Raw genomic sequence first — 23,685 nt, 5'->3', positions numbered from 1 at the left:
TGCTAGACTTAACATTGTTCTTGCCTCCGAACCGTCAAGTTTTCAATTTCCGCTTCTCGCGGATCGCACGAAACTTACTCCTCAATGAGCTCCAACGTCAAGGTAACTGACTCGGGCAACACTCCTTTTAATACTAGCCGCTAATGGCAAAAAAGCCGTATTATAGGAGGCACCTATGACCGCAGCTAAACTCTTCATTAAGTGCCTCGAGAATGAGGGCGTGCAATACGTCTTTGGTGTGCCTGGTGAAGAAAATCTGCATTTGCTTGAAGCGCTTCGTACAGCAAAAGTTACTTTTATCCCAACACGAAACGAACAAGCTGCAGGTTTCATGGCAGCAACCATTGGCCGACTAACTGGTAAATCAGGTGTAGCCCTCTCTACCCTCGGGCCGGGTGCTACCAACTTTATCACCGCGGCGGCCTACGCAAATCTTGGCGGCATGCCAGCGCTATTTATTACTGGTCAAAAACCAGTCAAGCAAAACAAGCAGGGTGCGTTTCAAATGGTCAATACTGTTTCTGTCATGCAGCCGGTTACAAAATTCACCCATCAAATAATTGATAGTGCCACTATTCCAGCATTAGTACGCCAAGCATTTCGAACCGCAGAAGAGGAACGACCTGGGGCTGTGCATTTAGAATTACCGGAAGATATCGCAGCTGAAACAGTTCAAATAGAACCTTTGCCAGTAAACCCTATTCGGCGACCAATAGCCGAAGGAAAGGCAATCAAGAATGCAGTGGCGGCAATTGCCGAAGCCAAGCATCCGCTACTGCTTATAGGAGCGGGAGCAAACCGAAAACTAACCGCTAAAATGTTGCGCGAATTTATTGATGCAACTGGTATTCCATTCCTTTGCACGCAGCTCGGAAAAGGCGTTGTCGATGAACGGCACGAAAAATATATCGGCACTGCTGCCCTATCAGCTGGCGACCATGTGCACTGCGCTGTTAGCGCGGCCGACCTTATCATTAACGTTGGTCACGATGTTGTTGAAAAGCCACCATTCTTAATGACTGTGGACGGCGCAAAAGTTATTCATATTAACTTTAGCCCAGCCACCATTGACCCTGTGTACTTTCCCCAAATCGAAGTTATTGGCGACATAGCAAATTCCATTTGGCAAATTAAAGAAAAGCTGCAGCCACAACCACAGTGGGATTTCACCCGCTTCGAGCGAGCCCGAAATAAACTTCAAGAACATATTACCCGTGACGTTGCTATCGACACATTCCCACTGGCGCCACAGCGCATTGTTCACGACGTTCGAAAGGCGCTACCTGACGACGGCATCCTCTGCCTCGACAACGGTATGTATAAATTATGGTTTGCTCGTGCCTTCACGACGTACTCACCAAACACGCTGCTGCTTGATAATGCACTCGCCACAATGGGCGCTGGCCTTCCTTCAGCCATTGCCGCCGCGCTCCTTAACCCAGAAAAAAAAGTGTTGGCCGCATGTGGCGATGGTGGATTTATGATGAATGCCCAAGAAATGGAAACAGCTGTTCGCTTAAAACTAAACCTGGTTATCCTTATTTTGAACGACAATGGCTTTGGGATGATTCAATGGAAACAACACGGCATGCAGCTCCCAGACTTTGGGCTCAGTTTTAGTAACCCAGACTTCCCTGTTCTCGCAACGAGTTTTGGTGCCACTGGGCTCAAAGTTGAAAGTGCCGAAGCACTTCAAGTAGCAATTACAAATGCTTTCGCAGCAGGCGGGGTTCATTTAATTGAGGTGCCAATCGACTATTCGCACAATCAAAAAGTGCTGACCGACGAACTCTATTCAATGACGTGCTAACACTATGACACTCCGCTCAACTAATCCTGCCACTGGAGAAGTATTTCACGAAACCGTCGAGCTCACACAAACTGAGCTGAGCGACTCACTGCAACGTGCCAATGACGCTTTCGTAAGCTGGCAAAAAACAACACTGCAGGAACGCTCCGCACTTCTAAAAAAACTTGGTGCCTTATTCATTACAAACGCTGCTGAGCTTGCTACGCTCGCAACCCGTGAAATGGGAAAGCCAATTAGTGAGGCTATAGCGGAAGTTAAAAAATGTGCCATGGTGTGCGATTACTACGCCGACATGGGGGAGCGAATTTTGCAAACCGAACTTGTCGTGACCGACGCCGACAAAAGCTATGTGCGATTTGATGCAATCGGTGTTGTTTTGGCTGTTATGCCTTGGAATTTCCCCTACTGGCAGGTTATGCGTTTTGCCGCGCCAGCAGTCATGGCAGGCAACGTTGGGGTATTAAAACACGCTTCAAACGTTCAGCAATGCGCGGCGGCTATTGAAGCACTATTCATTGAGGCCGGATTTCCGAAAGGTGTTTTTCAAAACCTTCCCATACCAGCGTCAATGGTCGAGCGAGTAGTGCAGCACGAGGCTGTAAAAGCAATCACACTGACTGGTAGCGAGGTAGCTGGAACCAAGGTGGCGGCACTAGCCAGCTCACTTGTTAAAAAAAGCGTGCTCGAACTTGGCGGCAGTGACGCCTTCATTGTTCTGGCCGACGCTCCGATTGAAGAAACGGCAACATGGGCCGCTAAAGCACGACTCCTCAACAACGGCCAAAGTTGTATTGCCGCCAAACGCTTTATCGTTGTGGATGCGGTGTATGAACAGTTTCTTTTGGCTTTCACCACTGCGGTCAAAAATGCTGTCATTGGGGACCCGATGCTTAGCGAAACAACGCTTGGCCCTCTTGTGAATGCTAGCGCAGTAGAAGAACTAACTAGGCAAGTAAATGAATCTGTCGCAAAGGGTGCTGTTCTGGTAACGGGCGGACAACCTTTAAACCAACCTGGTAACTATTTTCCGCCAACCATACTCACGCGGGTAACGCCAGGTATGCCGGCATATGACGAAGAACTCTTTGGCCCAGTGGCAAGCGTCATTCGAGCCACCGACGCCGCCGATGCAGTGCGTATTGCAAACGACACCCGTTTTGGCCTTGGTGCCAGTATCTGGACCAAAGACACCGCTGCAGCTGAAAAAATAGCGGCGCAAATAAACGCTGGAGCCGTATTTATAAATGGCATTGTAAAATCAGATGCGCGCCTGCCATTTGGTGGCACCAACGCATCTGGTTATGGACGAGAACTCTCTAGTTACGGCTTAAAGGAATTTACAAATATCAAAACGGTTTGGATTAAGTAGCATCCGCAATAAGGTGACTTGTGTACCCCATGGCCACTAGCGTTTCATACGCCTCCCATACAGTAGCTGGTATTTCCTGAGGAATTGCATATCCTCGCTTTGCGTATACTTTGATGCGCTGCAAGTCCCCCACCACAATATTGATAATTTCTTCTTTAGAGCGAAACTTCGTCGGATAATCTGCAAATGCAATTGGTGGCGACGTTACTATAACTTCTACCTCTGGCCATATCTTTTGAAACGTCGCATAAGCACGTCGTTCCATATAAGGTTTCTGCACAGCGATAACGCGCATGGGCATTAAGCCCTTCGATTGAAGGAGTGCCCTGCTGAAAGAAATATTTTCACCAGTATTGGTTGAATCGTTTTCAATAAGAATGTTGTCACTTGGCACACCCAACCCACGAATGACAGCCGCAAAAGTTTCTGCTTCGCTGACACTCCAAATATCTTTCGTCAAACGACCGAAGCCACCCGAGGTAACAATTAGCGGCGCCCAGCCATCGAGGAAAAGTTTGGCAGCGTATTCAGCAACGCGCGTATCGTGACTGCCGAGCACTATAATGCAATCGGCAGGCTGCAATTCCTGATGAAGCAAGTGGTAATTCCAAATACAATTCGTAAGTACATCAACACGTGCAGCATCTCGAGTATCCATAGAAACTAATATGTAAAAAAGAATTTTAGTATGGTGAATTGAATATACGTGAAGAGTACTAATGGAACAAATGCGTAATTGACAATCCTCTCTGTCATCGATAAACTATGGCCCTCTTTGAAAATTTGAAAGGCAGGAGGAGGTATCTGCCATGGCTAATTTCGCTTCTACCCTCAAGGCCGGGGCGACCATCTCGCTCAACGACACACGTGCCAGTATTACTGCTGACGGCAACACCGTCAACTTCTACGCCGAAGACATCGAACGCGGCAGGTTGGGAGTCCGCTCCGCCACGGTATCCACTGAAGACAGGATTACCATCGCGGTGATTGGAGCAGTGATTGTCTTTGAGACTTACCAAACCTGGGCAATCACTGCAGCGTTAGCGATGTTAATCGGTTGGATAGCTTTGTGTGCGGTGATCTATCGTGAAGTTCACCGTCGCTGTCGCTATACCGTTCTGGATGTCACCCTGGTAAACGGCGGAAGAATCATTCAAGTCTTCCCCTTTGACGTCGATGACCATAAGGAACTGGCACGATTTGTGATCGCAATAACGGCGGCGAAAATCAGGGCCATGATCACATAAAAAAGCGCCGAACTCCAACCCCTCTCAGTAGCAACGCTAACAGAGAGGGGTTGGGAAGAAAACTGACTACCAATTTTTACCGTCTACTGCTGTGGGCTTTAACGCCGACAGGTCGACATTATCAAGGCAGCGAATATTTATGGCAACAGTTGCGACGCCGGCCTTATTTGTAGCCCTTGCAAATGATTCAACCCCGCACGTTGCACAAAACAAATGGTCGATTGTTTTCTTATTGAAGTGATACTTTGTTAAATTTTCTTCCCCGGACAATAACGTGAATTGCGCCGCTGGTACAAACGTCAAGATTAACCCCAACGCCTCACATCGCGAGCAATTGCAAGTAATTGATTTTTCTAAATCAGCTTCGACAGTAAACGTAACAGCGCCACAATGACAATGGCCTTTATATATATCCATACTATTGTTCATATATTTCAAAATACCGTTTGGCTACCAATACAGCAAGCGCTATAACCGATCTCATTTAATCTTTATGATGTGTTGGTATGCCCAAGAAACGCAAAGCATGCTCTGTTTTATTAAAAACCAATCCTTTTGCTTTTAGCAATCGATATCCCTGCGATAATTGCTCAAGTAAGTAAAGCGCGCTCTGATCAACGCTTGCTATAAGCACTTGCTGGCCTCTCGACTCAACAATTGAAATAATCTCATCCAAGGCTTCTACCCCATCAGTATCAATGAAGTAAACTTCCCGTAATCGCAAAATGACAGATTTATATTTTTTTAGATTCTGTTCAAAACGACTCACATGAGCGCTACTGTTGATGTAGCATAACTTTCCTCGAAACGAATACAGTAAAACGCCGGTGTCCTCTTTAATTTCTTTCAAAGTTACCCCCGCATCTGAATCAACTAGCCCCTCGTCTGCTGTACCAACAGAAAGATCAAAATGGCCCCGAGAAATTGTATCTACAAACAGTAGTAACGAAATTGAAGCGCCTAAAAGAATGCCTACAATGGGGTCAATAATGATTGTTGCTGTCGCAACTGCAAAAGAAATATAAAACCCAGACCGTTCGTATCGCCACAGCTTCTCATAATGCTCTGCCTCCACCATCTGCATCGCAACGAACACCAAAATTGCCGCAATGACAGCTAAGGGAATGTACTTAAAGTACCCAAGAAATAAAAGCGAGATAATAGCAACACTGACAACACTAATGATTGCCGAGGCTCGATTTGTCGCGCCCGTTTTAATATTCAGTGAAGTTCTGGCTAACGCTGCCGTAGCTGGCATACCACCAACAAGACCAGACACGATATTAGCAAGCCCCAGACCGAACATTTCCTTCCGCTGGTCGTGTTTCGTTCCTGTCATACCATCGGCAATCTTGGCAGACAGCATAGTTTCCAAAATGGCAATAAGCGCAACCACAGCGGCCGTTTGCACCATAAAAAAAGAAAAAGCGAGGTGTGGCATTTCAAAAAAATGAAAACCGATAGCGCCAAATTTTTCACCAAGCGTTTGCAGCTGGATAGAAACAAAGCCTGTCTGACTTAAGTACCCCAGCACAATGCCAACCGGCGCCAGCACAATAGCGCCCGGCAGTGCTGGAGTTATTTTTTTAAAAAGTAAAAGCCCTAATAAAAACAACGAGAAGACACCGAAAGTTGGCCAAGAAATGTCGCCAAGATGACGGAGCGATTCGGTGATATTGGCAAAAAAAGTCTCGTGCTGTGAAATTGCACGTAATCCAAGAGCAAAATTTAATTGCCCAAGACCAATGATAAAAGCAACGCCCAACGTAAAGCCATGAATGACGCTCGACGGAATTAGAATGAGGTATCGCTCTAACTTGAGAAGGTATGCAGCAACAATAAAAGCACCTGCAAGAATGGTGAGCATTGGCAACCCATCAAGCCCATGCAAAATGACATATGTCGCCACCACACCAGAGAGCGCGCCCGTGGGACCAATAATATTAAAGTGACTTCCCCCAAACAAAGCGGCCACCAGACCAGCCCAAATAGCAGTGATGATACCAATAATTGGTGTCGCGCCTGAAGCAACGGCCAGAGACACAGAGAGCGGAATAGAAATGAGTGAAACGGTTAGGCCGGATTTTAAATTTTTTTTGATTATTTCTATCATTGTGTTAGCTAATTACAAACAAAACGACCGACCAAAATAAGTATCTATAAAAAAGAAGTACACTTTCTTTACAGAAAGCGCCTTACGCGTCAATGACGGTAACAGATTTTGGCACCCTAACTTTGTACATTTATAGTAAGCCTTCGTTAGCTATTTGTTAAGACACCTTATTTGTGACCTAAAAACGATTGAAGGCCCGGAACGTGATAGCTCCGGGCCTTCTGCGACTGTATCGCCCTCGTCTCGACGCTGTCTCAGGCGAAGAAACTGAAGCGCTGCCACCAGTGGGGTGGGAACCGGGCTGTAGCTGGCTCGCCGATAGTTTCTTCGCAGATCGAAGCGACCTGAAACTCAGACGCGTCCATGCCCACCAAGAACTGGAACGTGCACGGCTTTCGACCAAGCCAAGTTGAAAAAACGGCTCTGCCCTGTTCATCTGACTGAACATAGCCGTAGTAATCAAACCCGGTGTAGCCGAGGATGTTGAGCTTGAACCCGATGAGGGCGCCGAATTGCCGACAGTCCGGATGGCAAATCATCACCTTCCACATTGCTGGCTCAAAAACAGGCTCATCCGCCCGCCATTCCCAGGTAACGACGCAGTTCGACACCGCGATGAACTGCTGCATGAAACCGAACTTCTTGAGCATCTCGGACGCCAAGAAGTAAGTCACCGCAACCAGCTTGACCACCAAAAGAACGAGAAGCCATTCGAATCCAGACATGACACCCTCCATGTTGCTGAACCAGCAACTGTGGCTGTTCGCGAACGTGAATATAATCGATTCTCAAAGACCTTGTCCTAGCAAAAGGACAAGGTAACTTAATGAAAAAACTTCAAAACGTCAAGGTACTATACTTCGTCGCAGCAACACTAATGCTTTCTGGTGCTACTCCAAGAAATCCAAAATCTCTTCAAATTTTTCAAAAGAATGATTCGCCGCAGCTGATTTCTGCCACATCATAGCGGTCTGCATTCCGACTGCCTTCGCCGGCATAATATCCTTTACCTCGCTGTCACCAATATATAAAATTTCGTTTGCCGGTACTCCACTTAATTCCACTAGCTTATGAAACCCGTCCAAAGCAGGTTTCGGTTCTTTCACCATGCCCGCACTTAAAATATTCGTGAACAGTAACGGGTCAATACCTAATGCGGGCAAAATATTTACTACCTCAATATTTGAGAAAAGAGAAATTGCCCTATGTTCCTTGATTTGCTTGAGAATGGCTGGCACATTGCTTGCCGAAAGCTCATAGAGTTCAACTGGGTCTACCTTATTTACCTGTTCTGACCAAAAATTAGACGACTGGCCCAGGGAACGAAAAACGCTTGCGTTACTACCATTGCATTGCTTAAACAGCTTCTCGTAGTCATTCATCAAGCCCTCGGTTACAGGCTTACCCATGACGTTTGCATATGACTCATAGCGTAAGCGGTTGTGCCGCTCGAGCTTCAAAAAAGCGAGCGTGCCGCTAAAATCAAACCAGATATGACGAATGATATTTTTAGACATATTGTATTCTGGCTCGAATGTGAAAACTTGGAAAGTTTAAAAAATTACCCACTCTTTTCCATACTTTTTAAAACCTCGAGATACAACGCTTCAACAATTTTTTCTTGAGCCTTACCAGTTTGCACGTAGTGGTCGAGGCCGGGTGCAGAATTAATTTCTAGAATCCAATACTCATTTGGTTTTTGGGTAATGTCGCCTCGTACCATAAGGTCAACGCCACAAAGTCGGAGCCCCATGTCTTTAGTTAATTGTACTGCGAGCTTTTTGAAGCTCGGGTGAACAATAGCAGTAACGTCTACCGAATCTCCACCCGTTGAAAGGTTTGCATTGTTGAGTAAATAAATGCGCTCGCCGCGCGGCACAATTGAACGAAACGTAAGGCCGTCACGCTTTAGTTTTTCTTTTATACGTGGGTCATGTGGCCTTAGTTGCGTGTCGCGGCCTGCAAGAATAAACTCTTGCTGCTTTAGCTTTATAAGCTGCATGATGGTTGCCTTTCCATTGCCAACGACGCTTATAGGTTCCCGTTCATAAGCAGAAATGACTCGCTTATCGAGAACCACCAGACGGTAGTCCTTCCCTTTCACTTGTGGCTGCACAAGAACAATGCGGTCATTTGTAAACGCCGCTTTTACGGCTCGATAAAATTCTTGTTTATTGTGCGCGAGTGACACACCAGACCCCTGGCTACCACTGTTTGGTTTAACCACAACAGGAAAACCAATTTTCTGCGCATGCCTGTGCGCCGCCGCAATGTTCCGCCGTGGTTGACCAATTGCCTTACCCCAATCATCTCTGTAAAACGTTTTGCTGTGAGGTATAATTTTGTACCCCATGCGTTTCATAAAAAAATTAGCGTAGTCTTTATCTTTGGCTACTTCAGACGAACCTAAAGAATTCAAGTCAAGACTGGAATAACGAAAATACCGCTTTCGACCATTCTTAAAGATAATTTGCCCAACAACATTCCACTCGGGCTCCATCACAACTTTTGCGCCAATGCGAGGTGCAATTTTTTGCAACACCTGACCGAGAAGCGGCGCAAATGGTTTTTTCGTTGTCATATAGTTACTACTTCTTCCGTAATTTCGAAAACAATGGCCGATACATATCATCTTTTATAGCAATTTCTAACTCTTTACGATTCACGGTATCACAAAACTCTATACCACTTTTTTTAATGACCGCTAATGGCTGTTGTTCGTTGCCTTCTCCCATTACAAGCACCGCGGCAGTTGCCAAACAATCCGCCACATTAGTTCGAGAATATTTGGCGATTCTACCAAAAATATCCCGCTTGCCCCGATAATCTTTCACACCCCGAAAGCCGGCATAACCAAGTGCCACGCCCGTTACGCCAGCGCGAAGCGGACTAGTGCGGCTGTCGGTAATGAGCACGCCGAGCTCTTTCACTTTGTACTTCACTAGCAATTTCTTACGAAGCAATCGCGCGGCTTTGAAACTATCTTTTGGTAGCAGTATCAATTTCCCATTTGCGTTTGATTCATCAATTCCAGCGTTGGCCATCAATAAACCGTCTTTGACGGTAAGCCATACGTGTTTCGTTGGTAGTGCGAATTGGCTTTCGCCAAGAATTAACTTTTCTTTTGCTTTCTTATTGGGAACAATCGCTGTTCTGTTTTCAGATAAAGCGACAATCTTCGAAGTGACAACAATGATGGACTGATCCTGAATACTTTTGACGTAACGAATTATAAAGGCAAGTAAATCCTCCCCTTCTTCAAAAATTCCAGTTTTTATTGCTTTAACAAACATTTCATTCATACATTAACAATGGTGCTGCTAACACAGTAGTTTATTATTCCGCCTCTCGAAGAAGATAAATGCCGACGTAAGAAAGCGGCGTATACAATACCCCCATAGCAACTTTAAAAAGCCACCAGGAAATAATGATACTTATGAGCGTGGCCGTCGAATACACACCGGCGAATGCAATGACCATAAATACTACCGTGTCTAGTAACTGCGACCAAAGGTTTGACAACATAGAACGCAACCAGAAAAACCGTACCCCAAACTTTTCGCGTAACAAGAAAAAAGAAAACACGTCCTGATACTCAGCAATAGCAAAGGCCACAACTGAGGCAATGGCAATGCGAGCTGAAATGCCAAATATCAAATTGTACCCCTCCTTCGCCCACTCGCCTTCAGCAGACCATGGGAGCGCTAAGGATAGAAATGAATACGCAATAAAAAGTAGTGTGCTGACTAAACCCGCCAGCACGAATAGTTTGGCAATTCGCTTACCGTACACTTCACCAACAACGTCAGTCATCAAGAATACGACCGGAAAAGAGAACACGCCAACCGACAAGTGAGAACCAAAAATAAAGGGCATAATCTTAAGCCCCAGCGTATTGGCGGCGAAAAGCGACGTTAGATACAACGCTAACGCTATAAGTAATTTTTTAAACGACTGTTCACTGAGAGTAATCATAGTATTGACTATTGAAAATGGTAAAAATAAAAAACCCGCCTGTTAGCGGGACAATGCATCATAGACCCCCGCTTCTATCAAAAGGAGGTGTTATTGCTAACGAAGCTAGACCAGGTTGTTGTTTGATGACTATGCAGCATATTTTTTTCTTTTTTTATTTTACCATGCGTGCATAGTTCTTACCAAAGGCATTCCACGGTAATTTCACTGCAAACTCAGGAAAATGATCAAGAACCCACTGCGGATAGGTGTTACTGTTTGGACCAGTCAAAAAATACCTATCTCGAAAAGGATACGTGGAATAAGAATTCTCTATAAACGACACCATTTTTTTCGCAGTATCACCCTCTATGCTACCAAGCAACTTTGCCTTCCAAACACTCTTGCGCGAAAAATGAACTACCTCAATTCCTTGAAATAGCGGAAAGAAATTTTTATACAAATGCCCCCCATTCGTCTCGTGATACATTTTTCTGAAAAGAACTTCCCATCTAGAAATTAAGCCACGATTATTAATCACAAACCAAGGATGAGCCGCAAAATGAAATGGTATATTACCGGAACTGGTGAATAAAAAAACTTGGTATTTCTCATTGTCTATGAGTTCATCAAACTTTTTACTATCAGCCATACTGTTTAAATCAAAACCATATTACTGCTAGCTAACCTATTCCAAAGGAAATTTTAGCCAGCCTATTGCAACAAGGGCAACAACGAGTACGGTGTAGGCAAGTGAAAAAGCAAAATCTTTTACTAATTCCTTACGTGTATAGCTGCCTTCCTCTTTCGAGAGGATGTCCTTAACCCCGTGATGCATCAAGATAAAACCAACAACGTTTGTTATCCAATAACCCAAAACCATCATTGGAAGAAATAAATCTCTCGATATAAGTCCGAATGGAAATGCAAATGCATACGCCAACGGAATATTGATAAGCAAATCATTCCACCACGAGAGCGGTGAAAGTATATAGCCAATAGTGGTTAGTATGCCACCCCGAATTTTCTGATTCACTATCATGCAACTTGCAAGTCCTCTATTTCAATGTCGTTCGCAATTTCATTACATTTTTTCAATTTCTTTCAAATCTTTATCTGGTATATATAGAATGAGGAAACCAACAATGATGCCCACTACCGTGGTCCAAATGTGACCACCATCAAAAAACAGCATATCTAGCTCATCTAGCACATACCAAATACCGCGCCAAATCAAAACTAAGCCGATTACTGTTGAGATATTTTTTGTTAGATACGATATTGTTATTAGATTTTTTGCCATAGTTTTCATTTATTTTTTCCATGCTAGTAAGGAAATTCCTCGGACTACCAAGGTCGGGCATTACTGTAGTAAGCATATTGTACGAAATTTCAAGCAATTGGGCCAAACAAGAATTTGCGGACCTGGGTCAATATCTTATCTTCGAGAATCACTATTACGCATCTCACTATTTATATCCTTTTCGCTTTCTCTTTTCCAATTTGTAAGTTCGTAGTATTTCTCGACTTCTCCTGCCCGAAGCTCTTCGACTGCACTCGGAATAATTTCTTTGGCATCCAGTATTGCGTATTGCCTTTCGTCAATTTTCTCGATTCTTCCGCCGTTTAAGGATTCAGCAGCAATAGCATAAAGAAAAATCTCTTGCTCTGGGTTAAACAATTCGGGATGCTCAAAATGAATCTTGTGTTCTTCATCATTAATCTCTGTTAGCCCATCGGGTCGCGCTGCCATAGCAATTGCAAAACCACGATCCGGGGTGAGATATATTGCCTCGAGTAGTTCTCCCTCTGGAACAGTAAGACCATCAGCAGCCTGCGCCTGACGTCTTTCTAGCTTATCTACTCTATGTCGAGAGCCGTGGTAAAGAATCATATAAATCTAACATCTTAAAAACCCATTTCCTCTAATTTTTTAATATGAGGTTCTAACTCAGGATTTTGTGAAATATATCTTCTGTCAATCAAATCGGGAACTGACATATTCGGATTTTTCTTATCTTCATCCTGCTGTCTTTGCCACTCTGCAAGAATATCAGGATATTTTTCTTTTAGAATACCGAACAGACGAACCATTAACGGCAAATAAATTTTATTTCGTTCTATTGACTGTGCTTTTTCTTTTTCCTCGAAATCGGGAGCTTTGTAGTCAAGTGTTTCAAATTTTCTTGCCGTAAGAGCAATTCTCAAGCTAATTATTTCTTGCGGAAGTCCGTATCTACTACCAGCAGTTTTTAAATGGTAGTCCAAAACAGAAAACCCTTGCTCCGGGTCATACATAAAATTAGACGCCTTCGGGTCAATAACAAGTCCTTTCGCGTCGAGTTCTCGCACCGTGTCAATGAGTTGAATTATGTGTTCGTCAGAATATTCTGGTGCTTCTTCTGGTGTAAAATTTGCTACCTCCGTTCCTTCCAATAGCTCCATAATCACCACGCCATCGTCAAAAGAATAGCTGACAAGCTGGGAAGTGTGTGGAATACCCTCTGCTCGAAGAAGTGGCTTGATCTCAAAATTTACTTGAGTAATACTTTTTGAGAATTTCGCGGCGTACGTTTTGCCATCCACCTCAATTCGAAAGGCTGAGCCATTGCTTCCAGAACCAAGATATTCAGGAAGTTCTTTGAAATTTCCATGCGCCATTTTTGCCTTCAATTCGGCGATTACTGGTTGAAACTTCTCCTTATACGTTTTGATATTTTCTTCAATGAAAGAGGTTTCCAATTTTCTTTCTTGGCGCAAGAAATTTACATAAGTGTCTTTATGTTTTTGAATTAGAGCAACAAGCTCTTCCGGCAAATCCGGTGGTAAGTTGTTTAAATCTTTTATTTTAGAAAGTTCGGCAGAATATTTTAGTATTTTAGCTTGCTCTTCTGTAAAGTTTTCTACGCCTTTGTCGGCAAAAACTTCCACTTGCGCCTGCAAGCGTTCCTGTAATTTTTCTTCTGGCTTAAATTGTGGCGCGCCTTCAAATTTCATATTTTAAATATCGACTTTTACGCCAAGAGTGAAACTGATTCACCCCACTCACCATAAATCTCCACCTCTGATACCTTGCGGTATGCATTCTATTTTTGGCGGAGAGGGCGGGATTCGAACCCGCGGACCCTTGCGGGTCACTCGCTTTCCAAGCGAGCGCACTAGACCACTATGCGACCTCTCCGCCAAAAATACAATGAACGCTTTCTCCCGTCCTTATTATTTAATAACTATGAATGACAGGATTTTCAACAATCGAGTGCGCTAGACCACCGACCAACAAGGAAGTCCCTGTGAAGGGATATGCGACCTCTCCAAAATCTCAAGATTGGGACTGCCGCATCATACCAGAAATACGCACAATCAGTGAACAGAGAGGTATGCTTGCTCACTATTTATCCTGAACGTAGTCGAAGGATACGTTTTCAAGGTTTATGAAGCAAGGCACTGCTTGACCCATCCCCTTTGCCAGGCGTAAGGTTTGTTCGCCACAACGGCTTGGAGGTTCACCGTGAAGAACAAAAAACGTACGGCTCGGCCTCGGCGGCGGCGCAAGAAGATTCGAATCAACTGGAGGGCACTCAGACGATCAAAGGCCGCAGTTGGAGGCGCACTTGTCGCCTTCGTCCTCCTAATCCTTTCGTTCGCCGGCCTGGTTCCTTACACCATCGCCGGCTACAAGACAATGTACTTGCTTGACGGCGCAATCGCCGTTCTCGGGGTCGCCGCTCTCATGTGGGTGGACCGCAGCAAGTACTTCCAGAAGTCGCCGCCTCTCCCACCGTGAGGCGGCGCTTTTCTTTATCAAATTAACGGGCGTGGGGCGGCTGCTGTTGCAACCGCCCCACGAGAAAATTTCACCTCAATGGTGCCGGAATGGAAGCGCGAAATGCGCGTGCACACAACGCGGGCACTCCGCCTTCTGTTGCGCTGCGACACATGCCGCACCGAAAAGTTCCCACACGTGGCTTGGCATCACCTCTTCGCACCCCTGCCAGAGAATCGAGGGCAGCACCTCGGCGAGATTTCCGGTACGTTTCACCAGGTAACGAGAGATTGTCCAACACCTCCTTTTGGGCCGGTACGTCACGGTGATGAGGCCCTTTGAACCAGTGAAGCGAGCGTGTTCACCGCACACTTTGGGAAACGCAGACGACCAATACGGCCGTATCTTGCAGCCGCTCAGGCCGCAGACGATAGTGCCGAAGCCAACGTCTTTGCCACCCCGTTCAGGGATTTGAAGCCGGATGGTCCCCGTGTCTCGCTGCAACTGGCTCTCCAAAAGCTCAGGCACTCGATATCCGGAAATCACAGACTCGAGATGAATAATCGTACCTCCACGAATGATGTGGGCAGTCATACCCGTCTCACGCAAGTGCGCCACCAACGGCGGCGACTGGTAGTCCAACCGCACGACAAGCTCCAAACCATCCATGACTCGTTCCTCCTGTGAAAGAGCGACTCCAAAAGCCCTCCCCCTTGATGAAGTTGTGGAACTGACTTCTTTATTTAACGGCGGGTAAGCTGGTGTGTCAAATAGCTTTACCTCGCGTCAGCACTTTCAAGCATCGGGTTCGCCCGTTCTTGCTCCATGAGGTAATAGTAGGCAGAAAGTGCTGCTTTCACGCCGTCCCCGGCAGAAATATTATTTTGTTTGAATGGGTCATCAGTTACGTCTCCGGCCGAAAAAATACCAGCTTGGGATGTAGCGCAGGTACGAGGATTCACCACTACTTGTTTGGCCTTGTCGAGGTCAACTAAACTAGCCACCGGCTCTGAATTCGGAACAGAACCAATTTCAATAAATAATCCGGACACGGGCAATTCACGTTCTTCTTTCGCACCGTCAACGGTATAGGTAATCGAGGTTAAAAATGTATCACCGGACACTTTTTTTATTTCAGCATTTGTTAAAATACTCAATTTCTCATTGCCCTTCACTTTCGCGTACACTACGGGGTCGCCCGTTGGTGCATCGCCATGCACGAGTAAATAAACTTTTTCCGCATAGGGAAACAAATCCTCAACCGCTTCTAACCCAGCATTCCCGCCACCAACAACAGCGACGGTTTTACCTTTAAAGAGCGGCGCATCGCACGTTGAACAGTATGCCACACCCTTCCCGTTCAGTTTTGCTTCACCCGGCACCCCAAGCATCCGCCGCCTCGCACCAGTCGTAACAATGACGGTTTTTGTTGTGTACTTTGTGCCATTCGTCGTCGTAACAACAAAGTCGCATATGCGATTCTCTCGACACTTTATTTTCACAACTTCGGTGGCGCGCACCCCTTCTTTAATTTCAAGAACATCAGCGTAGGCGCTGAGATGAGCTTTCAACTTTTGCATCAGCTCAATACCAGACACGTGTGGCTCACCAATCCAGTTTTGAATATCGTCCGAAACAATCGACTGACCACCGAACGACTCAGTAAGCAGTAACGTCTTCATACGCTTTCGAGCCGCATACACCCCAGCACCCGTCGCCGCCGGACCACCGCCAATGATTATAGTGTCGTATATAACTGCCATTACCTGATTATAGCACGCCGAGTTCGCGAAGCGCTTTACCAAATGTGTGCACAGCTCGGCGAGCTGTTCCCCTGTCAGGCTGGTAGTTCGCTTCGTGTACTAAACGATTTCGAGTCAAATGAGCTGGCCACACATAACGTAGTTGCGGCTTGCTGCGGGTTAAAAACCGTAAACGCTCCCCCATGTCTTTTCCCGGCAGCGACTTTGCTTTCAGTACTCGGTCAAACAACTTATCTGCCTCAATCACTGCGATTGACCAATGCGTTTCACCCTGGTCAACAAGTGCTTCAATGCTCGCCCATTTTTCTGCCCAGGCTTTTTTGTCAGTAAGTGAGAATTCTCGCGAACGAAGTTTTCGAACCAGCCACCGCTTGAAAAGTAAAAATATGAAAGCTATGGCAAAAAGTACGAAGATTACAATCGCGACCTTTGGCATACGTTAGCCAAGTGTCGGACGACCGGTGGCTGGCAACTGTTTTTCCAATACCGCACTCCCCGCAAATAATCCAGCTTCGTCAAATCGTCGACTGATAAGCTGCAACCCGATTGGCAAACGAACGCCATCACCACCTGCGACAAGTCCCATTGGCAGCGAAATGGCGGGCAACCCGGCAAGTGACGCTGGGCTCATAAAAATATCTTCCAAGTACATCTTCAGCGGGTCATTACTTTGTTCACCAATTGGAAAGGCGACGTGTGGCGCGGTAGGGGTCGCGATAAAATCACACTGCGTAAGCGCTGCCTCCAATTCTCGAACAATGACGGTGCGCACCTTCTGGGCAGTTTTATAGTATGCGTCATAGTACCCAGCCGACAGGGCATAGGTACCAAGCATAACCCGTCGTTTCACCTCTGGCCCAAGACCTTCACCACGTGATTTTGCATACACTCCAAAAAGCGAGTCAGCAGCCTTACTTTGGTGTCCATAGCGAATGCCATCGAATCGAGCCAGGTTAGAACTCACTTCGCAGGGTGTAATAACGTAATATGCGGCAATACCGTACCGTGCGGTTGGTAATTGTATATCAACTATTTCTGCGCCTAATACTTTCGCAGCCGCCAGTGCTTGCTCGAACCGTTCAGCCACTGCTGGCAGCATACCGGTCGCAATAAAATCTCTTGGTACGCCAATCTTTTTGCCTCGTAAATCTTGCAACGCAGTAATGGCTGTAGTGTACGTGCCACCTAAGACCGCCTCCGGTGAAGTCGTTTGGTCAGCATCGTCCCCGCCGGCCATACTTTCAAGCATATGCGCGGCGTCCAGAACCGTTTTCGTCATGGGACCTATGACGTCAGTGGAAGACGTCATAGAAAGAAGACCGGAACGCGAAACTCTCCCATAGCTTGGTTTCATACCAAGCACACCACAAAAACTTGCAGGATGCCGAATAGAACCACCGGTGTCCGTTCCAATGGCGGCGGCGCATAAATCAGCTGCTACCGCCGCAGCTGAACCGCCCGAAGAGCCACCAGGTACGCGTGAGGTGTCCCAAGGATTCTTGGTTGGGCCATACGCAGAATTCTCAGTAGAAGCACCGTGAGCAAATTCATCAAGATTGGTCTTACCCAAAATAACAGCACCCGCCGCACGCAATCGCTTCACTGCTGTCGCATCAAACGACGATTGGTAGTGCTCCAGCATTTTTGAAGCGGCCGTGGTGCGCATGCCAAGCGTCATAATGACGTCTTTAACAGCAATCGGAACGCCTAGAAGTGGCGCGCTCTCTCCTTCTCCGCGTTTCTTGTCGGCATCCTCAGCTGCAGCCAAGGCAGATTCATGCGCCACAGTAAGATAGGCGTTCAGTGTTGGATTCAAGGCATCAATGCGATCGAGATATGCTTTCGTAACGTCTACAGCACTAAACTCAGCAGCCGATAAACCAGCCACTGTTTCAACCAGCGTTAATTCATGCAGTTTCGCCATACTATTCAAACACTGCCTTCACTTTGAGGTAGTCCCCTTCGCGCAGAGGAAAAGCCTCAAGGAGGAGCTGGCGGGTTGCTGTGTCTGATGGGCTGGCGACGTCTGCTGCCAAACGATTCGTTAGCCCCGTTACCTGCGCTGTTTCTTCGACACCCGTGACAACAACTTCTTGCAGCTCATCAATGTAGGCAATAATTTTAGACAGCTCACCTTGTATGCTGTCGATTTCGGCTTCACTTAAGTCAAGCCTAGCGAGCGTTGCAATATGAATGACGTCCTCTTTCGTTAATGCCATATGAGTCCCAATGGTACGCAATTACGGCCGCTCCTTCAAGTAACGCTGAAAAGCCGTTTCATCAAGCACCGGAACACCAAGCGATTTCGCTCGCGCCGCCTTACTGCCAGGGTTCTCGCCCACCACCACAAAGCTTGTTTTTTTACTCACACTCTCAGCTGTTTTTCCCCCCGCCGACCGAACAGCGGCTTTCGCTTCATCTCGGCTCATGGTGTTTAAAGTACCAGTGATGACAACTGTTTTTCCTTGAAAGGCACCACCAGTTTTTTTTGATACGTACGGCACAATAACGACATCATTACTCGTAAACTTTTCCAGCAGCTGCTGATGCGTCGTGTCTGAGAGCCATTCAGCAATACTCGTCGCTACCACTCCTCCGATATCAGCCACCTTTTGCAGCGTTTCGGAATTTGCAGCAGCAAACAACTCGAACGTGCCAAAACGTTCGGCCAGCGCAAAAGCAGTTTCCTCACCCACATGACGAATGCCAAGAGCGTTGATAAAGCGAGCGAGTGGAATGCGTCGCGCGTTTTGGATAGCGTGAACCAACTTGGCGGCTGACACTTCGGCGAAGCGCTCGAGTGGTTCGAGGTCTCCTGCAGTAAGCGAGAAAAAATCGGCTGGGTCACGCACCAGATTCTCTTGCATCAACTGCTCAACAACTTTCTTACCTAAGCCGACAATATCAACCCCGCTGCGCGAGGCAAAGTGCACGTTCTGACGCAAATTTTGTGCGTAACACTTTCGATTCATACAGAAGCGACCAACTGTGCGCTTCGTACCACCAAGCCGCTGCTCCACTGCCGCGCCACAAACTGGGCACTGCGTTGGCATAACGAAAACGTGCTCACGACCGGTTCGTAAATTCGGCAGCACTCGAACAATGTCAGGAATAACATCTCCAGCTTTCTCTAAAATAACTGTGTCACCAATACGGACGTCTAACCGCTTGATTTCTTCTTCATTATGCAATGTTGCCCGTGAGACGGTTGTGCCAGCAACAATGACAGGGCGTAACTGAGCCACCGGCGTTAAAACACCCGTCCGACCTACTTGAACAACAATTGCTTCAACGACCGTCGTCGCTTGCTCGGCTGGAAATTTAAACGCCACCGCCCACCGTGGTGCCTTTCCGGTATAGCCAAGTTGCACCTGATCAGCGACACTATCTAGCTTCACCACCACACCATCAATCCAGTAATCCTCTTTCTCCCGTTTTGCTTGCCACTCTTTCCAATACGCCACGACCGCAGCAACTGAGGTGCAGCGACGGAAGTGTTTATTTACCTTAAATCCAAGGCTGACCAGCGTTTCAAGCTCGCCACTTTGCGTGGCTGGAGCATCGACTGCTTTTGAAATATCGTAAAAAAATGCGTCAAGCTGTCGCTCGGCAGCCACACGAGGGTCAAGCTGCCGAATACCACCGGCGGCGGCGTTCCGAGGGTTGGCGAACAATTCTTCCCCCCGTGTTTTGCGCTCTTTATTCAACGCATTAAAAACAGATTTTTTCATATACACCTCACCTTCAACCACAACATCTACCGGCCGGCGCAACGTCAATGGAACGCTGGCGATGGTGCGAACATTATGCGTTACGTCTTCTCCCACCACGCCGTTCCCACGGGTCGCCGCTGACACCAACACCCCTCGTTCATACGTAAGTACAATATGTAGGCCATCAATTTTCAGCTCGGTCGTATAGGCAGCGGCCGACGAACCAAGCATTTTTTTTACTCGTGTATCAAAACTCTCTAGCTCCTCTGGAGAAAAAATATCAGCAAAAGACCACTGCGGCACCGTGTGCTCGATTTTTCGAAACGCCGGCATCGGTTGCCCACCAACTCGCTGCGTAGGCGAATCTGGGGTTACTAAATCGGGAAACTGACTTTCGAGCGTAAAAAGTTCGTGCTTCAAAGAATCAAGTGCGGCATCGCTAATCGGTAACGCTTCATCAAGTACGTGATACTGGTAGCGGTACGTTTCAATGGCCTGCCGCAAAACACTGATTCGCTCTTTGGCTTCTGATTTTTTTAGTGCCATACAGAAAGGAAATAATTTGTGACAACGGCAATGCGTTCAGGAAACAGTAAGACAAAAAAAGTAGCCGCCATCAAAAATGTACCCATTGGAAGCATACCACCAAGTTCCTTGCGCCCTGTTGCCACGAGCGCAATAGCCACCACGCCACCAATAAGATACGAAACATAGAGTGCGGCGAGCGTTCCTGGCCAGCCAACCGCCGCCCCCACCACAGCACCCAACCGAATGTCGCCGTCCCCAACCCAGCGACCGCGCGAGACCACCCAAAGAACGGCGTACAACCCGGCCCCAACAGCAGCACCAAGAAAAACTGCTCGCCATGGCATACCGAGCAGTATGTTCAAAAACGCAGCTACGCCTGCCACGGGCAAAGCAACGGCATCGGGCACCGCATACCAACGCGCATCAAAAACAAAAAGTGCTAGTAACCCCATAGTAATAACGAAATCTTTCAGCAGATACGGGTAGAGCATACTGAGTTCAGCTGGAGCGTATGACGATGCTAGTAACGCAAAACAGCAACCCGTGACAAATTCAACCACTGGATACTGTAGCGAAATTGATGACTGGCACTTTGCACATTTACCAGCGAGCGCCAGGTAGCTAACGACCGGCAACATATGTAAAAAGGAAAGTGTCACCCCACACTGCGGACAATGTGAACGTCCCGTGATGAACGATTCTCCTGCAACTGTTCGTAGAATGAGCACGTTTAAAAAACTGCCCACGAAAAGCCCGAGAATAAATGACATTAGTATAATCATAACTGTGTACGCTTCGTATACATGTTCACTGGTAACAAGCTCGAACTTGGGGAAAGAAAGCTAGCCCGCCAGCCATTAGCTTCTAGCCAGACCGTAAGTGTGCTCGGGTCGATAAAAAATACCAACCAAACACGCTTTGCCTGCTCACGCTCCAATACCTGTTCAAGCTGACCAACTACCGCAGCGTTGGTCGGACGAAAAATACGAAATTGAGACTCGTTTTCTACTAACCCAAGCGTCTGTCGGGATTGTCCCAAATCATTACCAAAGTAGCCAATGGGTAAAATGGAATGCGTTTCGATGTCGGTGCGCAGATAATGATTTATATCAGTGCGCAGAAAAGCAGACTCAGTGATAACGACGTCTCCTGGTTGAAACGATTCGTTGATAAAATTGGCGACTATCCGCAGGCGATGATGGGTATCCCACACCTCGTCGTTCCCGACGACTTGCACAGTGAACGGCACCGTACTAATGATAAACAAAGCAAGACAGAGCAATCGCAATTTCACGGCCATAAGCGACAGTGCATACCCAATGAGCATTGCAAAGAGAACACTATTGATGAGTATGTGCTCCTGCAACTTGGGCGTGTAACTGATGGACTGGGGTGAAAATAGAAAACCGGTAAGCGACAATACGGCGACGGCCAACAAAAGCACTGCCCCTCGACTTTCTGGTAATTCGCCACGACGCCACAGATTACGCACGGTGTACGCAAGGCACAAAAGAAAAACAAGCTTCCAGAAGAACACAGCGAAGGTAACGACCGGCGCCACTTTTGTAAAATCATTTAGCCACAGCAGCTGGTCACTAACGACGCTCGGAAAACTAACTGAGCGTACGCCATTACCAATGCTTCTGGCGACGCCCCATAGTTCATACTCCCCAAGAAACAATTTATAAAATACAGTACTCAGCCACGGCATGAACCCAAGTGCAATTGCGACGTGCGTATAAAACCAAGCCAGAAACCAATTGCGCCGCTTTTCAATGCTGGATTCTGGATACGCGGCGTCAAAGAGCCACACCACAGCCAGAGAAGCCGCAAAGAATAAAAACGAGTAGTGTACATACAGGCCAGCGAGCATCGCGGCACCATAACCAACCAAAAAATACCGATTCCCCGACCGCCGATACCGGGAGTAACACCAGAGGGTGATTAAACCGATTAACGTAAAAAGTGCGTAAGGCCTTGCCTCTTGGCTAAATTCAATTTGTGAAGGAAGGAGCGCAGTAATCAAGGCCGCTACAATTGCCGCTGTGCGGGATTTAAAAAAAGAATGCGTCACACCATACGTGGCGAGAACAACACCGAGGCCAGCAATAAACGAGGGTAACCGAGCAATGAATTCGCCCTCACCGAAAACCGTCCACCATTGCAAAAGCAAGTAGTACAACGGCGGATGCACTTCAACTAACTTGAGGTAGTCGATTAACGCAGCGGCACTTGAAAAATTAGTTGCGATATCAAAACTCAAGGCTTCGTCACCCCAAAAAGGCTCGGTGCCAAGATGTATAGCGCGCAGCACCCCACCGAGAATGACGACGCCAGCAAGAAATATGCTCGACGTATGACGAATGGCGTACTGCCGCACCTTGACGAGTACTATGCTCATACATCGTATTCTAGCAGTCACAAACAGTTACGACGAATAAAGTACACCCCAGAAGTTCTGGGGTGTACTTTATGAAAACGAAATAGTGAATCGAAAACTATTGGATGCCGCTTGGGTTAGCAGTATGCGAACCGGAAGCGAGACTGCCGGTCTGACCTTCGAGGGTGAAGTCAATAGTGTAGTCAGTGCCAGCCGTAGAATCGTAATCATACGTACCAGTTGGCGCTGATGGAACTTGACCCATGTAAGTCGTACCAGAGCAAGAACCACTGATGCCGCCTCCAGAAGAGAGACAAGTGGCCGATGCACCACCGAGCGTAACTGTTGCGATTGGGTAAGCGTTCTGATCAGCGAAGTAAAGCTCCAATGCCGTCTGTACTTGCTTCACGTCTGCAACGCGCTTGGCGTCCCGTGATTTCTGTCGAGCGTTGTTCAAAGCAACTACTGCGAGGGTCGAAAGCAACGCAATAATGGCGATGACCACCAACAGCTCAATTAAGGTGAAACCTTTTCGAACTATCGTCATGCGTGTTCACCCCCTTTCAGTTGAAAATTTTGAATCATATCACTATGCACAAGTGCGTAAATGCACGAGAGTAGTTTACCAGTCATACAACTTCTTCGCAACGGTTTACAAACGACCAGGCAACAATTCACCCAGTCGACGAACGATATCTGCTGGAATGTGGTTCGCTTTTACAAAATAATCCACAGCGCCAAGTACTTTACCCCGCTCCACCTGCTCTGGTTGGCTGAGATTAGACAAAAGGAGAACGGGAATCTGTGCTGTCTTACTGTTTCCCTTTAGTCGCTGCAGCACATCAAACCCATCGAGCTCTGGCAAAATGATGTCAAGAAGTACAACGTCGGGTGGTTCGGTGATCGCGGCAACAAGTCCGGCTGCTCCGTCAAGGGCTGTCTGCACAGTGTACCCAGCCATACGGAGTGCCGTCGCATACATTTCAGAAATTCCTACATCATCCTCAACTAATAACACCTTCGCCTGTTGCTCGTTCCCTGGCAT

General features: G+C 46.9%; 26 protein-coding genes and 1 tRNA gene. 4 read left to right on the top strand and 23 right to left on the bottom strand.

From position 1 onward, the window contains the following. Nucleotides 1-175: 175 nt before the first annotated feature. Both WC052_00750 and WC052_00745 read left to right on the top strand, forming a co-directional pair. A complete protein-coding gene (locus WC052_00750; GenBank protein ID MFA7286178.1) occupies nucleotides 176-1,810 on the top strand; it encodes an acetolactate synthase large subunit in 1,635 nt (544 codons plus the stop codon). A 4-nt stretch (nucleotides 1,811-1,814) separates the two neighbouring features. Next, nucleotides 1,815-3,179 (top strand): NAD-dependent succinate-semialdehyde dehydrogenase, encoded by a 1,365-nt coding sequence (locus WC052_00745; GenBank protein MFA7286177.1) that lies wholly within the window; start codon nucleotides 1,815-1,817, stop codon nucleotides 3,177-3,179. Here the strand turns inward: WC052_00745 and WC052_00740 are convergent. After that, the gene (locus tag WC052_00740) at nucleotides 3,172-3,837 is read right to left on the bottom strand and encodes a YdcF family protein (GenBank protein MFA7286176.1); all 666 of its coding nucleotides are present in this window, start codon (nucleotides 3,835-3,837) and stop codon (nucleotides 3,172-3,174) included. The genes WC052_00745 and WC052_00740 overlap by 8 nt on opposite strands. A 151-nt stretch (nucleotides 3,838-3,988) precedes the next feature. Here WC052_00740 and WC052_00735 point away from each other — a divergent pair, with 151 nt between their 5' ends. Further along, a complete protein-coding gene (locus WC052_00735) occupies nucleotides 3,989-4,426 on the top strand; it encodes a hypothetical protein (GenBank protein ID MFA7286175.1) in 438 nt (145 codons plus the stop codon). A 66-nt stretch (nucleotides 4,427-4,492) separates the two neighbouring features. On the opposite strand, the gene WC052_00730 is transcribed toward WC052_00735, so the two are convergent. From WC052_00730 to WC052_00675, 12 genes are all read right to left on the bottom strand, one after another. Next, nucleotides 4,493-4,855, bottom strand: coding sequence for a GFA family protein (locus WC052_00730; protein MFA7286174.1), 363 nt, complete (start codon nucleotides 4,853-4,855; stop codon nucleotides 4,493-4,495). 55 nt (nucleotides 4,856-4,910) lie between these two features. Next, nucleotides 4,911-6,539: a SulP family inorganic anion transporter gene (locus tag WC052_00725; protein MFA7286173.1), complete on the bottom strand. Its 1,629-nt coding sequence runs from the start codon at nucleotides 6,537-6,539 to the stop codon at nucleotides 4,911-4,913. 254 nt (nucleotides 6,540-6,793) lie between these two features. Next, entirely contained in the window at nucleotides 6,794-7,264 is a 471-nt protein-coding gene (locus WC052_00720; protein ID MFA7286172.1) for a hypothetical protein, read from the bottom strand. 165 nt (nucleotides 7,265-7,429) lie between these two features. Further along, nucleotides 7,430-8,056 carry an HAD family hydrolase gene (locus tag WC052_00715; protein ID MFA7286171.1) on the bottom strand — a complete coding sequence of 209 codons (627 nt, stop codon included), beginning with the start codon at nucleotides 8,054-8,056 and terminating at the stop codon, nucleotides 7,430-7,432. Nucleotides 8,057-8,100: 44 nt separating this feature from the next. Beyond that, entirely contained in the window at nucleotides 8,101-9,120 is a 1,020-nt protein-coding gene (locus tag WC052_00710) for a cyanophycin synthetase (protein ID MFA7286170.1), read from the bottom strand. A gap of 7 nt (nucleotides 9,121-9,127) precedes the next feature. Further along, entirely contained in the window at nucleotides 9,128-9,841 is a 714-nt protein-coding gene (locus tag WC052_00705) for a coenzyme F420-0:L-glutamate ligase (GenBank protein ID MFA7286169.1), read from the bottom strand. Between the two features lie 34 nt (nucleotides 9,842-9,875). Then, on the bottom strand, nucleotides 9,876-10,514 hold the full coding sequence (locus WC052_00700; GenBank protein MFA7286168.1) for a queuosine precursor transporter: 639 nt from the start codon (nucleotides 10,512-10,514) through the stop codon (nucleotides 9,876-9,878). Between the two features lie 154 nt (nucleotides 10,515-10,668). After that, the gene (locus tag WC052_00695; protein MFA7286167.1) at nucleotides 10,669-11,145 is read right to left on the bottom strand and encodes a DUF3750 domain-containing protein; all 477 of its coding nucleotides are present in this window, start codon (nucleotides 11,143-11,145) and stop codon (nucleotides 10,669-10,671) included. A gap of 36 nt (nucleotides 11,146-11,181) precedes the next feature. After that, nucleotides 11,182-11,535: a hypothetical protein gene (locus WC052_00690; GenBank protein MFA7286166.1), complete on the bottom strand. Its 354-nt coding sequence runs from the start codon at nucleotides 11,533-11,535 to the stop codon at nucleotides 11,182-11,184. Nucleotides 11,536-11,931: 396 nt separating this feature from the next. After that, complete coding sequence (locus WC052_00685; GenBank protein MFA7286165.1) at nucleotides 11,932-12,387, bottom strand: hypothetical protein; 456 nt, start codon at nucleotides 12,385-12,387, stop codon at nucleotides 11,932-11,934. Between the two features lie 14 nt (nucleotides 12,388-12,401). Continuing rightward, on the bottom strand, nucleotides 12,402-13,490 hold the full coding sequence (locus tag WC052_00680) for a hypothetical protein (protein ID MFA7286164.1): 1,089 nt from the start codon (nucleotides 13,488-13,490) through the stop codon (nucleotides 12,402-12,404). Between the two features lie 96 nt (nucleotides 13,491-13,586). Next, nucleotides 13,587-13,674: transfer RNA gene (locus tag WC052_00675), tRNA-Ser, on the bottom strand. 297 nt (nucleotides 13,675-13,971) lie between these two features. On the opposite strand from WC052_00675, the gene WC052_00670 reads away from it, so the two are divergent. Continuing rightward, nucleotides 13,972-14,277 carry a hypothetical protein gene (locus WC052_00670; GenBank protein ID MFA7286163.1) on the top strand — a complete coding sequence of 102 codons (306 nt, stop codon included), beginning with the start codon at nucleotides 13,972-13,974 and terminating at the stop codon, nucleotides 14,275-14,277. A gap of 75 nt (nucleotides 14,278-14,352) precedes the next feature. Here the strand turns inward: WC052_00670 and WC052_00665 are convergent, their stop codons facing one another. The 10 genes from WC052_00665 to WC052_00620 form a co-directional block, all read right to left on the bottom strand. Beyond that, a complete protein-coding gene (locus WC052_00665; GenBank protein MFA7286162.1) occupies nucleotides 14,353-14,925 on the bottom strand; it encodes a hypothetical protein in 573 nt (190 codons plus the stop codon). 107 nt (nucleotides 14,926-15,032) lie between these two features. Continuing rightward, nucleotides 15,033-16,019, bottom strand: coding sequence for an FAD-dependent oxidoreductase (locus WC052_00660; protein ID MFA7286161.1), 987 nt, complete (start codon nucleotides 16,017-16,019; stop codon nucleotides 15,033-15,035). A 7-nt stretch (nucleotides 16,020-16,026) separates the two neighbouring features. Beyond that, on the bottom strand, nucleotides 16,027-16,455 hold the full coding sequence (locus tag WC052_00655; protein MFA7286160.1) for a hypothetical protein: 429 nt from the start codon (nucleotides 16,453-16,455) through the stop codon (nucleotides 16,027-16,029). Nucleotides 16,456-16,458: 3 nt separating this feature from the next. After that, nucleotides 16,459-17,943, bottom strand: a complete 1,485-nt coding sequence (gene gatA, locus WC052_00650) for an Asp-tRNA(Asn)/Glu-tRNA(Gln) amidotransferase subunit GatA (protein ID MFA7286159.1) — start codon at nucleotides 17,941-17,943, stop codon at nucleotides 16,459-16,461. A 1-nt stretch (nucleotide 17,944) separates the two neighbouring features. Beyond that, nucleotides 17,945-18,238: an Asp-tRNA(Asn)/Glu-tRNA(Gln) amidotransferase subunit GatC gene (gatC, locus tag WC052_00645; GenBank protein ID MFA7286158.1), complete on the bottom strand. Its 294-nt coding sequence runs from the start codon at nucleotides 18,236-18,238 to the stop codon at nucleotides 17,945-17,947. A gap of 21 nt (nucleotides 18,239-18,259) precedes the next feature. Further along, the gene (gene ligA, locus WC052_00640; GenBank protein ID MFA7286157.1) at nucleotides 18,260-20,278 is read right to left on the bottom strand and encodes an NAD-dependent DNA ligase LigA; all 2,019 of its coding nucleotides are present in this window, start codon (nucleotides 20,276-20,278) and stop codon (nucleotides 18,260-18,262) included. Next, complete coding sequence (locus tag WC052_00635) at nucleotides 20,269-21,030, bottom strand: prepilin peptidase (GenBank protein ID MFA7286156.1); 762 nt, start codon at nucleotides 21,028-21,030, stop codon at nucleotides 20,269-20,271. The genes ligA and WC052_00635 overlap by 10 nt, the downstream gene beginning before the upstream one ends. An 8-nt stretch (nucleotides 21,031-21,038) precedes the next feature. Next, entirely contained in the window at nucleotides 21,039-22,661 is a 1,623-nt protein-coding gene (locus WC052_00630) for a glycosyltransferase family 39 protein (GenBank protein ID MFA7286155.1), read from the bottom strand. A gap of 97 nt (nucleotides 22,662-22,758) precedes the next feature. Next, entirely contained in the window at nucleotides 22,759-23,187 is a 429-nt protein-coding gene (locus tag WC052_00625) for a prepilin-type N-terminal cleavage/methylation domain-containing protein (GenBank protein ID MFA7286154.1), read from the bottom strand. A gap of 105 nt (nucleotides 23,188-23,292) precedes the next feature. Beyond that, entirely contained in the window at nucleotides 23,293-23,685 is a 393-nt protein-coding gene (locus WC052_00620; GenBank protein MFA7286153.1) for a response regulator, read from the bottom strand.

This window comes from Patescibacteria group bacterium (assembly GCA_041675205.1).
Taxonomy (GTDB): Bacteria; Patescibacteriota; Patescibacteriia; order GWA2-46-9; family GWA2-46-9; genus JBAYUF01.
This window is presented reverse-complemented; position numbering and strand designations above follow the sequence as displayed.

What these genes read in the sequence shown, in the direction of transcription:
- WC052_00690 (MFA7286166.1), bottom strand. Translation starts at nt 11,535, where the DNA reads ATGATAGTGAATCAGAAAATTCGGGGTGGCATACTAACCACTATTGGC.
- WC052_00705 (MFA7286169.1), bottom strand. Translation starts at nt 9,841, where the DNA reads ATGAATGAAATGTTTGTTAAAGCAATAAAAACTGGAATTTTTGAAGAA.
- WC052_00655 (MFA7286160.1), bottom strand. Translation starts at nt 16,455, where the DNA reads ATGCCAAAGGTCGCGATTGTAATCTTCGTACTTTTTGCCATAGCTTTC.
- WC052_00660 (MFA7286161.1), bottom strand. Translation starts at nt 16,019, where the DNA reads ATGGCAGTTATATACGACACTATAATCATTGGCGGTGGTCCGGCGGCG.
- WC052_00750 (MFA7286178.1), top strand. Translation starts at nt 176, where the DNA reads ATGACCGCAGCTAAACTCTTCATTAAGTGCCTCGAGAATGAGGGCGTG.
- WC052_00735 (MFA7286175.1), top strand. Translation starts at nt 3,989, where the DNA reads ATGGCTAATTTCGCTTCTACCCTCAAGGCCGGGGCGACCATCTCGCTC.
- WC052_00685 (MFA7286165.1), bottom strand. Translation starts at nt 12,387, where the DNA reads ATGATTCTTTACCACGGCTCTCGACATAGAGTAGATAAGCTAGAAAGA.
- gatA (MFA7286159.1), bottom strand. Translation starts at nt 17,943, where the DNA reads ATGGCGAAACTGCATGAATTAACGCTGGTTGAAACAGTGGCTGGTTTA.
- ligA (MFA7286157.1), bottom strand. Translation starts at nt 20,278, where the DNA reads ATGGCACTAAAAAAATCAGAAGCCAAAGAGCGAATCAGTGTTTTGCGG.
- WC052_00740 (MFA7286176.1), bottom strand. Translation starts at nt 3,837, where the DNA reads ATGGATACTCGAGATGCTGCACGTGTTGATGTACTTACGAATTGTATT.
- WC052_00620 (MFA7286153.1), bottom strand. Translation starts at nt 23,685, where the DNA reads ATGCCAGGGAACGAGCAACAGGCGAAGGTGTTATTAGTTGAGGATGAT.
- WC052_00730 (MFA7286174.1), bottom strand. Translation starts at nt 4,855, where the DNA reads ATGAACAATAGTATGGATATATATAAAGGCCATTGTCATTGTGGCGCT.
- WC052_00630 (MFA7286155.1), bottom strand. Translation starts at nt 22,661, where the DNA reads ATGAGCATAGTACTCGTCAAGGTGCGGCAGTACGCCATTCGTCATACG.
- WC052_00725 (MFA7286173.1), bottom strand. Translation starts at nt 6,539, where the DNA reads ATGATAGAAATAATCAAAAAAAATTTAAAATCCGGCCTAACCGTTTCA.
- WC052_00720 (MFA7286172.1), bottom strand. Translation starts at nt 7,264, where the DNA reads ATGTCTGGATTCGAATGGCTTCTCGTTCTTTTGGTGGTCAAGCTGGTT.
- WC052_00745 (MFA7286177.1), top strand. Translation starts at nt 1,815, where the DNA reads ATGACACTCCGCTCAACTAATCCTGCCACTGGAGAAGTATTTCACGAA.
- WC052_00635 (MFA7286156.1), bottom strand. Translation starts at nt 21,030, where the DNA reads ATGTCATTTATTCTCGGGCTTTTCGTGGGCAGTTTTTTAAACGTGCTC.
- WC052_00680 (MFA7286164.1), bottom strand. Translation starts at nt 13,490, where the DNA reads ATGAAATTTGAAGGCGCGCCACAATTTAAGCCAGAAGAAAAATTACAG.
- WC052_00665 (MFA7286162.1), bottom strand. Translation starts at nt 14,925, where the DNA reads ATGGATGGTTTGGAGCTTGTCGTGCGGTTGGACTACCAGTCGCCGCCG.
- WC052_00710 (MFA7286170.1), bottom strand. Translation starts at nt 9,120, where the DNA reads ATGACAACGAAAAAACCATTTGCGCCGCTTCTCGGTCAGGTGTTGCAA.
- WC052_00625 (MFA7286154.1), bottom strand. Translation starts at nt 23,187, where the DNA reads ATGACGATAGTTCGAAAAGGTTTCACCTTAATTGAGCTGTTGGTGGTC.
- WC052_00695 (MFA7286167.1), bottom strand. Translation starts at nt 11,145, where the DNA reads ATGGCTGATAGTAAAAAGTTTGATGAACTCATAGACAATGAGAAATAC.
- WC052_00715 (MFA7286171.1), bottom strand. Translation starts at nt 8,056, where the DNA reads ATGTCTAAAAATATCATTCGTCATATCTGGTTTGATTTTAGCGGCACG.
- WC052_00700 (MFA7286168.1), bottom strand. Translation starts at nt 10,514, where the DNA reads ATGATTACTCTCAGTGAACAGTCGTTTAAAAAATTACTTATAGCGTTA.
- gatC (MFA7286158.1), bottom strand. Translation starts at nt 18,238, where the DNA reads ATGGCATTAACGAAAGAGGACGTCATTCATATTGCAACGCTCGCTAGG.